Source organism: Kitasatospora sp. NPDC059571 (assembly GCF_042735675.1).
GTDB lineage: Bacteria > Actinomycetota > Actinomycetes > Streptomycetales > Streptomycetaceae > Kitasatospora.
The window spans coordinates 101,531-111,134 of the sequence record NZ_JBHWBW010000002.1; the positions used below are offsets into that span (position 1 = coordinate 101,531).

Here is a 9,604-nt window from a genome sequence, read left to right on the forward strand (position 1 = left end):
GCACCCCCCCCCACCCCCACCCCCCCCGCCCCCCGCGGGCGCCCCGGCCGCTGCGTCACCCTCGCGCCCGCCCCGGGGGGGGCCCGGGGCCCCCCCGTCGCGTGCCCGCGCGGACCGCGACCGGCGGCGGGCTCAGGCCCGGGTGCGGACGCCGTCCAGGGCGATGCCGAGGACCCGGTCGCGCTGCTCCTCGTCGGGGAAGGCGACCGAGGTGATGCCGGAGACCAGCCGGAGCAGGTCGTCGATGCCCATGTCGGTACGGACCGCTCCGGCCTCCTGGGCACGCAGCAGCAGAGGGGTCCCGGCGTCGTACATGGACTGGCGGCAGGCGAGGAAGACGTCGGTCTCCTCGCCCTCCAGCGCCTCGCGGATCGCGCGCTTGGTCATGGCGTAGTCGACGAACCGGCGCAGCCAGGCGGTCAGCGCCTCCCACGGCGGTTCGCCGGAGACCTCGGCGGCGACCCGGCCGAGGTCGTCGACCTCGTTGGCGTAGACGGCCTCGAAGAGGTGCCGGCGGGTGGGGAAGTTGCGGTAGAGGGTGCCGATGCCGACGCCCGCGCGGCGGGCGATGTCCTCCAGGGAGGCCTCGGCGCCGTGCTCGGCGAACGCCTCGCGGGCGGCGACCAGCAGCGCGTCGAAGTTCCGCGCGGCGTCGGCACGGCGCGGGCGCTGGGCGGCGAGGAACTCGCTCACGACGACCTGATCCGGCACGGGGACCTCGTTTCGACGCCGGGTTGAACCGGAGGGGTGCCTCCACTAATATGGAGGCATGCCTCGACTTTACCACCGGGGCCGCAGCTTCGGCCTGCCGCCCATGGACAGGCCGTCCCTTCCGTAACCGCAGCTCCGTCCGTCGGCCGCTCCCCGCGGCCCCCGGCCGGGCACCCTGCAGCACTCCCCGTACATCCGCGCACACCGTCGTGCGCCGCGCCGGGCTGCTCCGGCACCGCTCGGTCCGTAGCCGTGCCCGTCCCGTACCCGCGCCCGTACCCGCCGCTCCCGCGTCCCGAGAAGGTTCCATGAACCGCCATTCCAACCGCCTCACCTTCGGCGTCCTCGCGACCGGAGCGGGCGTGTTCGCCCTGCTCCAGTCGCTGATCACGCCCGCCCTGCCGACCGTCCAGGCCGCGATGCACACCTCGCAGTCCACGGTCACCTGGGTGATGACCGCCTACCTGCTCTCCGCCTCGATCTTCACGCCGATCCTCGGCCGGGTCGGCGACCTGGCGGGCAAGAAGCGCACCCTCGTCGCCGCGCTGGTTGCCCTGCTGGTCGGCTGCCTGGTGGCCGCGCTGGCCCCGAACATCACCGTGCTGATCATCGCCCGGGTCATCCAGGGCATCGCCGGCGCGCTCTTCCCGCTGTCCTTCGGCATCATCCGCGACGAGTTCCCCGCCGCGCGGGTCTCCGCCAGCATCAGCAACCTGTCCGCCGTGATCGCGGTCGGCAGCGGCCTCGGCATGGTGCTGGCCGGCCCGATCGTCGGCGCACTGGACTACCGCTGGCTGTTCTGGTTCCCGGTGATCGTCGTCGCCGCCACCGCCGTGATCGCGCACCGCTACATCCCCGAGTCGCCGACCCGCACCGAGGGCCGGGTCAACTGGCTCGCCTCGGTGCTGCTCTCCGGCTGGCTGGTAGCCCTGCTGCTGCCCGTCAGCCAGGCCTCGAAGTGGGGCTGGGGCTCCACCCCGGTGATCTCCCTGCTCGCGGCCGCCGTGGTCCTGTTCGTCCTGTGGGCCCTGACCGAGGCCCGCTCCCGGAACCCGCTGATCGACCTGCGCGTCATGCGCCTGCCCGCCGTGTGGACGACCAACACCGCCGCCCTGCTCTTCGGTGCGGGCATGTACGCGGTCTGGGCGTTCCTCCCCGGCTTCGCCCAGACTCCCAGGTCCGCGGGCTACGGCTTCGGGTCGACCGTCACCGGCGCCGGGCTGCTGATGCTGCCGATGCTGGTCGCGATGTTCGCCTCCGGCATCATCAGCGGCCGGCTGGCCGGCCGCTTCCCGGCGAAGGCGCAGCTGGTGACCGGCGCCGTGCTGGGCGCGGTCGCCTGCGCCCTGCTCGCCGCCCGGCACGACGCGCCGGCGGACGTCGCCCTGGCGGCCGGTGTGTTCGGCCTCGGCATCGGCCTCGCCTTCGCGTCGATGAGCAACCTCATCGTGCACAGCGTCCCGGCGGCGCAGACCGGTGCGGCCACCGGCATGAACGCCAACATCCGCACCATCGGCGGCTCGATGGGCGCGGCCCTGATGACCGGCCTGGTCACCGGCCACCTCCAGTCGTCCGGCCGGCCGTACGAGTCCGGCTACACCCACGGCTTCACCCTGCTCGCGGTGTTCTGCCTGGCCGCCGCGCTCGCCGCGCTGCTCGTCCCGACCCGCCGCGGCGCCACCCCGCTGCCGGCGCCGGTCGCCGCCTCGGCCCCGCGGCCGGAGGCCGTCCGGAGCTGACGCCCCGAGCGGTCCGGCCCGTACGGGGAGCCGTCCGGGCACTGCCCCGGTCCCTCTCCGCCCACCCGGGCGGCGGGGGACCGGGGCGCCGTGGCACCGGGTTGCGGACCGGTGACGATCGCAGGGTTCGCGGTCGTACGGCCGGGCGGCCGTGGGAACGTCGGGCCATGAGGCGGTTCATCGAGGCGGTGCGCGGGGTCGACGCGGACCTCGCAGTCGCCCTCGCGTTCACGGCCATGGCGCTCTGCTGCGTCGCCGAGCTCGTGTGGCTGTCCGACCCCCGCGGGCGCCCGAGGGCCGGGCTGGTCCTCGTCCTCACCACCTCGCTCGGCGCGATCGCGGCCGCGGGGCTGGGAGCCCTCCTCCACCTGCTCGCCCTGCTGCTCCGCCGACGCCGCCGGCTCACCCGGCCGCTGACGGTGTACCGGGTGGCGCGCCACGCGGCGACCGGGGCCCTGCTCGGCCAGGTGGTGTGGCCGCTGGCCTTCGTGCTGGCCCTGGCCCGCGGCCTGCCGGGATAGCCGGGCCGGTGCCGTCCGCGGTGGACGCATGACGCGGCCGGGGGCAGGTGATATACACCGGATATGCCCGGTTCGCGCCCTCCCGTCCGTGCGGTGACCGGGAACGGCCGGCGGCGTGCGGTGGCCGGCGTGGCGAGTGCGCTCTCGCCGCGCGGCGCCCTCGTGCTGCACCGGGTCGACGGCGCGCTGGGCTTCGCCCTGCGGGCGGCGCTGGCCATGGCGCTGACGGCGCTGCCGCTGGTGCTGGCGGGACGGCCCGAGGTCGCCGTGTACGCCATGCTGGGCTCGTTCACCACCACCTTCGGCCGCAACCTGTCCTACCCGCGGCGGGCCCGGGTGCTCGCGCTGGTGGCCGTCGCGATGACGGCGTGCGTGGCCTGCGGTTCGGCCCTCGCCGCCTGGCTCGACCCGCGGGCGGGGGGCTCCGGCGCCGCCGTGGCGGTGGTGGCGACCGCCGTGGTGGCCGGCCTGGCGAAGTTCGCCTGCGATGCGACGGGGCTGGGCGGGCTGGGCGCCGTCCTGCTGCTGTTCTCCTTCGCGGTGGCCGCGAACGCCGCCGCCGAACCGGGGGACGTCCTGCCCAGGACGGCGCTGGCCGCCATGGGTGCCGCGGTGGCCTGGCTGCTGGCCATGGCGGGCCGGCTGCTCCACCCGGACCGGCCGCAGCGGCTCGTGGTGGCCGCGGCGCTCCGCGAGACCGCCGACGTGGTGGAGGCCACGGTCGCCGACGGCCCGGACGGGCGGGCCGGGGGAGTCCGGGGACGGCCCGGCCGCCACCGGGCGACTGCCGCCGTCCTGCAGGCGTACCACTGCCTGGGCCTCATGCCGCCGACGGCCGACCGCCCCGGCGCCGTGCGCGGTCCGGGCGGCGCGGGTCCGGACGGCTCGGGCGAGGTCTGCGCGGTGCTGACCGACCTGTCCTGGTCGCTGCTGATCCGCTCGGCCCGTCGGCCCGCTGCCGAGCCGGCCGTCCTCGCCGGGCACCTGCGCCGCCAGGTCGGCCTCCTGGTGGACCGGCGCCGCCGCCCCCCGGTCGTGCTGCCCGAGCTGACCCTCCCGCCGCCCGTGCCACCGCCCGGCGCAGCACCCGGTACGACCGGGCCGCGGACCGCCGACCCCGCCGGGCGGCGTGCCGCCGAGCTGGTCGTACAGCGGCCCGCCCGGCGGGTGTCGGTGCTGCTGGTCCCCGCGCTGCGGATGGCCCTCGGGGCCGGCGTCGCCGGTGGGCTGGCCGTGCTGCTCGGCCTCGGGCACGGCTACTGGGCCGCGATCTCGGCGGCCGCGGTGCTGCACTCGGTCAACGTCCGGACGACGGCGCAGCGCGCCGTCCAGCGCACCCTGGGCACGCTGGCCGGCCTGTTGATCGCCTTCGGCGTCCTGGCCGCGCAGCCCGGCCCGAATGTGCTCGTCCTGGCGATCGTGCTCCTGGAGTTCCTCCTGGAGTACGTCGTCGTCCGGAACTACGGCCTCGGCGTCGTCTTCCTCACCCCGCTCGCGCTGCTGCTCAGCGACCTGGCGTTCCCGGCGCCCGCGGAGTCGCTCGTCCGGGACCGGCTGCTGGCCAGTCTGCTGGGGATCGCCGTAGGGCTGCTCTGCGCGCTCCTGGTGGTGCACGACCGGGCGGCGGTCCGGGTGGACCGGGCGCTGGCGGCGTGCACGGAGGCCGCCGACCGCGCCGAGCGGGCGCTGGCGGACCGGGCGGAGTCCGCGTTCCCGGTCGTGCAGGTGCAGCTCGCGGCGGCGGTGGTGGAGCTGCGCGAGGCGGACGACGCGGCGGCGGGCGAGCTGTGGCCGGCCGGTATCGACCCGGCCGCCCTCGCCGCGGCGGAGCGGCGCGCGTACGTGCTGCTGGAGCGGTTCGGCCGTCCCGGCTGATTCGACCGAACCGCCCCGTCCGAGGGCCCGGCGCCATCCCCTCGGGGGCGCCGGGCGGGGCCGCGCAGCGGGCGGAGCGGCCCGTGGCGGCGCCGTTCGACGAGGCGGCCCGGCGGGCGGCGCCGCCGGCCCCGGCCGGGCCGATCGCCGCAGCGCGGTCCACGGTGACCTTGAGGTGCTTCATCAGCGGCTGGTCGCTCTGCGTGCTGTAGTCGCCGATCGCGCACAGCACGTTCATCTCGGGCATGTAGCCGGCCGCGCAGCCGCGGGGGATGTCGTACGGGACGGCGAGGTAGCCGTGCAGGGAGCGCGTGCTGCCGTCCTTCGCGGTGCTGGTGATGTCCACCGGGTCGAATTCGTCGATGCCGCGTTCGCGCATGTCGTCGGGGTTCATGAAGACGAGGGTGCGCAGGTTGGTGATGCCGCGGTAGCGGTCGTTGTCGGAGTAGATGGTGGTGTTCCACTGGTCGTGCGAGCGCATGGTGCCGAGGGCCAGCGTGCCGGGCGCCGGGACGACGTCCGGCAGCGGCGCGGCGGAGAACTCGGCGCGCCCCGACGGGGTGAGGAAGACCAGTTCGCGGGCGGGCTGCCTGATCCTGAACCCGAGGGGCAGCCGGACCCGGCGGTTGAAGTCCTCGAACCCGTCCAGCGCCCGGGCCATGGTGTCGCGGATCCGGTCGTAGTCCTCGACGTACCACTCCCACGGGGTGTCGCTGCCGGGCAGCGCGGCGCGGGCCATGCCGGCGATGATGGCGGGCTCGGACAGCAGGTGCGGCGAGGCCGGCTTCTTCATGCCGACCGACAGGTGGACCATGCTCATCGAGTCCTCGACGGAGGTGCTCTGCACACCGGCCCGCTGATGGTCCTTCTCCGTCCGGCCCAGGCAGGGCAGGATCAGCGCCCGGCGGCCGTGCACGAGGTGACTGCGGTTCAGCTTGGTGCTGACGTGCACGGTGAGCTCGCACCGGCGCAGCGCTGCGTACGTGTACGGGGTGTCGGGTGCGGCGAGGGCGAAGTTGCCGCCCATGCCGATGAAGACCTTCACGTCCCCGCGGTGCATCGCCTCGATGGTGCCGACGGTGTCCAGGCCGTGTGCGCGGGGCGGGTCGATGCCGCAGACCTCGGCCAGGCGGTCCAGGAACTCGCCGGTGGGCCGGTGGTCGATGCCGCAGGTGCGGTTGCCCTGGACGTTGCTGTGGCCGCGCACCGGGGAGGGCCCGGCCCCCTCCCGTCCCAGGTTGCCGCGGAGCAGCAGCAGGTTGACGATCTCCCGCACCGTGTCGACGCCGTGCTCGTGCTGGCTGACGCCGAGGCACCAGCTGATGATGCTGCGGTCGGCGTCGCGGTACACCCGGGCCGCCCGGAGGACGTCGGCCCGGCCGATCCCGGACTGCCGTTCGATCTCCTCCCACGGCGTGGCCTCGCACACCGCCCGGTACTCTTCGAAGCCGCTGGTGTGGCGCTCGATGAACTCCTGGTCGAGCGCCTTCGGGTCGGACCCGGCCTGCTCCAGGACGGCCTTGGCCATGCCGCGCAGCAGTGCCATGTCACCGCCGATGCGCGGCTGCAGGTTCAACGTGCTGGTCCGGGTGGTCCTGAACAGGCCCATGTCGACGAAGTCGTGCGGCACGATGGTGCGCGTGGCGGCGGCCTCGACCAGCGGGTTGATGTGCACGATCTGGGCGCCGCGGCGGTGCGCCTCGGCGAGGGCGGTGAGCATCCGGGGCGCGTTGGAGGCGGCGTTGACACCCATGATGAACAGGGCGTCCGTGGTCTCCCAGTCCTCCAGGTCGACGGTGCCCTTGCCGGTGCCCAGCGACGCCTGCAGGGCGCGGCCGCTGGCCTCGTGGCACATGTTCGAGCAGTCGGGCAGGTTGTTCGTGCCCAGCTCGCGCGCCATCAACTGGTAGAGGAAGGTCGCCTCGTTCCCGAGGCGCCCGGAGGTGTAGTACGCGGCCCGGTTCGGGTCGTCCAGCTCCCGGAGGGTCCGCCCCACCAGCTCGAAGGCGTCCTTCCAGGTGATCGGGACGTAGTGGTCGGAGTCCGGGTCGTAGACCATCGGCTCGGTGAGCCGGCCCTGGTCCTCCAGCGCGAAGTCGCTCCACCCGTCCAGCTCGGCCACCGAGTGCTCGGCGAAGAACGCGCGGTCGACCCGCTTGCGGGTCATCTCCCAGGTGACGTGCTTGATGCCGTTCTCGCAGATGTCCAGGTGCAGGCCCTTGGTGTCGTCCGGCCAGGCGCAGCCCGGGCAGTCGAAGCCGACGTTCTCGTGGTTCATCCGCATGATGGCCCGCGGGCCGTCCACGAGTGCGCCCTCGCGCACCAGCACCCGGGTCACGCTCTTGGCCGCACCCCAGCCCGCCGCGGGGTGGTGGTAGGGCCGGAACTGCGGAGCTCCCTCGGGGGTGGGACCCGCGCCGGGCCGCTGCCGGTCCTGTCCGCTGTCGCCGTCGGAGGCATTCACCGCTGTCACCCTTCCGCCGTGGGGCGTGCGACCGCACGGCGGAACCCGTACGGGACACCCCGGTCAGGCTACGTCGGTGGCTCACCCCCCGCCATGCGGCCCGCCACGTCCGGCGGCGGGGGAGTGCGCCGCGCGCCGGGGGGAGGGCGGTCGGCCACCGGGCGCGGCGGGGCGGCTACTGTGAGGGCCCATGAACCCGTGGTCACTGCGGACGGCCCTGCCGCGACTGAACGGAGCGCTGGTCGCGGGGGCGGCGGTGGGCATCGCCGTCTGGCTGCTGCGCGACCTGTCGCTGGGCGTCCTGGCCGGCATCACCGCGGCCCAGACCTTCTTCGTGGTGGCCGGCTGGATCGTGCTGTGGCCGATGGACGCCGCGGCCACCCGCCGCAACGCCCGGCGCGAGGACTTCCGGCCCGTCCTGGAGGAGTTCGTCGTCGTCGCGGCCGCGGTCGGCGGACTCACCGGCATCGTGCTGCTGCTCCTGCTCGGCAAGTCCGGTGACAGCCACAGCGCCGCGGCGACCGCGCTCGGCGGCGTCTTCATGGGCTGGGCGTCCCTGCACCTGATGTACGCCGCCCGCTACGCGGAGCTGTACCTCTCACCGCCGGAGGGAGGAATCGACTTCAACTCCGACGAGCCGCCCTGCTACAAGGACTTCCTCTACTTCAGCTACAACCTCGGCATGACCTACCAGGTGTCCGACACCAGCGTCACCACCTCGGCGATCCGCGCGGTCGTGCTGCGCCACTGCCTGCTCTCCTACCTGTTCGGCACGAGCATCCTGGCCACCACCATCAACCTCGTCACGGGCATCGTCACCGGCTGACCGCACGGCCGGGCCCGGCTCCCGGCGGCGCCCGTGCCCGACGCCACCACGGACGGTGACCCTGCACGGCGCGGCCGCCCCTCGCGGGCTAGGCTTCCAGGTGCAGCCTTTCATCCCGGTTCCTGTGGGCATACCGCCGCAGCCGTGCAGCCAGGAGGCATGCTCCGTGGCCGAACCACAGCCAGTGATCGCCCCGCGCGCCAGGGCCGCGATGTTCCTCGTGGCCACCGTCGGGCCCGGCGGCGAGAGCGCCGCCCGCGACCTCCTCCAGGACCTCGCGGGCTTACGCCGCTCCGTCGGCTTCCGCGACCCGGGCGCCGGCCTCAGCTGCATCACGGGCATCGGCTCCACGGCCTGGGACCGGCTCTTCGACGGCCCGCGCCCGCGCGACCTCCACCCCTTCGTGCCGCTGTCGGGACCGCGGCACCGCGCCCCCGCCACCCCCGGCGACCTCCTCTTCCACCTGCGGGCCGATCGCACCGACCTCTGCTTCGAGCTGGCCCGGCTGATCGGCGAGCGGCTGGTCGGCGCGGGCACCGTGGTCGACGAGGTGCACGGATTCACGTACTTCGACGAGCGCGACCTGCTCGGCTTCGTCGACGGCTCCGAGAACCCCGAGGGGCGGACCGCCCACGACGCGGTCTTCGTCGGCGACGAGGACCCCGACTTCGCCGGCGGGAGCTACGTGATCGTCCAGAAGTACGTCCACGACCTCGCCGCCTGGAACGCGCTGCCCGAGCACGAGCAGGAGCGGGTGGTCGGCCGCACCAAGCTGGCCAACGTCGAACTGCCCGACGACGTCAAGCCCGCGAACTCGCACGTCGCCCTCAACACCGTCACCGACGAGAACGGCGACGAGCGGAAGATCGTGCGCGAGAACATGCCGTTCGGGAACGTCGCGAACGGCGAGTTCGGGACCTACTTCATCGGCTACGCGCGCACCCCGGCGGTGACCGAGCAGATGCTGCGGAACATGTTCCTCGGGAACCCTCCCGGCCTGCACGACCGCATCCTCGACTTCTCGACGGCGGTCACCGGCTGCCTCTTCCACGTGCCCAGCGCCGACTTCCTGGACGACCTGCCCGCGCTGCCCTCCGCCGCGGCCGCCTCCGCGGCCTCCGTGGCCGAAGGGTCCCTCGGCATCGGCAGCCTCAAAGGAGCGTGACCGCCATGACCTCGACCGACGGCATGAACAACCTGCACCGCGAGCTCGCCCCGATCACGTCCGCCGCATGGTCCGAGATCGAGGAGGAGGCCCGCCGCACCTTCGAACGCCACGTGGCCGGCCGGCGCGCCGTGGACGTGACCGGCCCGGACGGGCCCGGGCTCGCCGCGGTCGGCACCGGACACCTCGCCGCCGTCGAGGCCCCCGCACCCGGGGTCGGGGGGCCCGGGGGCCGGGGCCCCCCCCCGGGGGGTAGCGGGGGGGGGGGGGACGGGGGGCCGGGCGCGCGCGGCGGCCGCGCGA

Annotated in this window: 7 protein-coding genes and 1 pseudogene; 6 read left to right on the forward strand and 2 right to left on the reverse strand. The window is 74.6% G+C overall.

Features of this window, described 5'->3' with window-relative positions; translation table 11 throughout:
- Window positions 1-132: 132 nt before the first annotated feature.
- Window positions 133-711 carry a TetR/AcrR family transcriptional regulator gene (locus tag ACFV0G_RS01085; RefSeq protein WP_380539480.1) on the reverse strand — a complete coding sequence of 193 codons (579 nt, stop codon included), beginning with the start codon at window positions 709-711 and terminating at the stop codon, window positions 133-135.
- Between the two features lie 308 nt (window positions 712-1,019).
- Here ACFV0G_RS01085 and ACFV0G_RS01090 point away from each other — a divergent pair, with 308 nt between their 5' ends.
- The 3 genes from ACFV0G_RS01090 (at window position 1,020) to ACFV0G_RS01100 (ending at window position 4,846) form a co-directional block, all read left to right on the forward strand.
- Window positions 1,020-2,450 carry an MFS transporter gene (locus ACFV0G_RS01090; RefSeq protein WP_380539483.1) on the forward strand — a complete coding sequence of 477 codons (1,431 nt, stop codon included), beginning with the start codon at window positions 1,020-1,022 and terminating at the stop codon, window positions 2,448-2,450.
- A 167-nt stretch (window positions 2,451-2,617) separates the two neighbouring features.
- Window positions 2,618-2,971 carry a hypothetical protein gene (locus tag ACFV0G_RS01095; protein WP_380539486.1) on the forward strand — a complete coding sequence of 118 codons (354 nt, stop codon included), beginning with the start codon at window positions 2,618-2,620 and terminating at the stop codon, window positions 2,969-2,971.
- Window positions 2,972-3,034: 63 nt separating this feature from the next.
- Entirely contained in the window at window positions 3,035-4,846 is a 1,812-nt protein-coding gene (locus tag ACFV0G_RS01100) for an FUSC family protein (protein WP_380539489.1), read from the forward strand.
- A gap of 151 nt (window positions 4,847-4,997) precedes the next feature.
- Here ACFV0G_RS01100 and ACFV0G_RS01105 read toward each other — a convergent pair.
- A pseudogene (locus ACFV0G_RS01105) lies at window positions 4,998-7,310 on the reverse strand (FdhF/YdeP family oxidoreductase); the annotation flags it as partial.
- A gap of 190 nt (window positions 7,311-7,500) precedes the next feature.
- Between ACFV0G_RS01105 and ACFV0G_RS01110 the strand changes: the two are divergent.
- The 3 genes from ACFV0G_RS01110 to ACFV0G_RS01120 all read left to right on the forward strand — a co-directional run.
- Complete coding sequence (locus tag ACFV0G_RS01110; RefSeq protein WP_380539492.1) at window positions 7,501-8,136, forward strand: DUF1345 domain-containing protein; 636 nt, start codon at window positions 7,501-7,503, stop codon at window positions 8,134-8,136.
- A gap of 166 nt (window positions 8,137-8,302) precedes the next feature.
- Complete coding sequence (locus ACFV0G_RS01115) at window positions 8,303-9,301, forward strand: Dyp-type peroxidase (RefSeq protein WP_380539495.1); 999 nt, start codon at window positions 8,303-8,305, stop codon at window positions 9,299-9,301.
- A gap of 23 nt (window positions 9,302-9,324) precedes the next feature.
- On the forward strand, window positions 9,325-9,604 hold a 280-nt coding region (locus tag ACFV0G_RS01120; RefSeq protein WP_380539513.1), incomplete at its 3' end, for an encapsulin.

Bases quoted from the DNA above. Each gene is read 5' to 3' on its own strand.
- ACFV0G_RS01090 (WP_380539483.1), top strand. From the start codon at position 1,020: ATGAACCGCCATTCCAACCGCCTCACCTTCGGCGTCCTCGCGACCGGA.
- ACFV0G_RS01095 (WP_380539486.1), top strand. From the start codon at position 2,618: ATGAGGCGGTTCATCGAGGCGGTGCGCGGGGTCGACGCGGACCTCGCA.
- ACFV0G_RS01100 (WP_380539489.1), top strand. From the start codon at position 3,035: ATGCCCGGTTCGCGCCCTCCCGTCCGTGCGGTGACCGGGAACGGCCGG.
- ACFV0G_RS01110 (WP_380539492.1), top strand. From the start codon at position 7,501: ATGAACCCGTGGTCACTGCGGACGGCCCTGCCGCGACTGAACGGAGCG.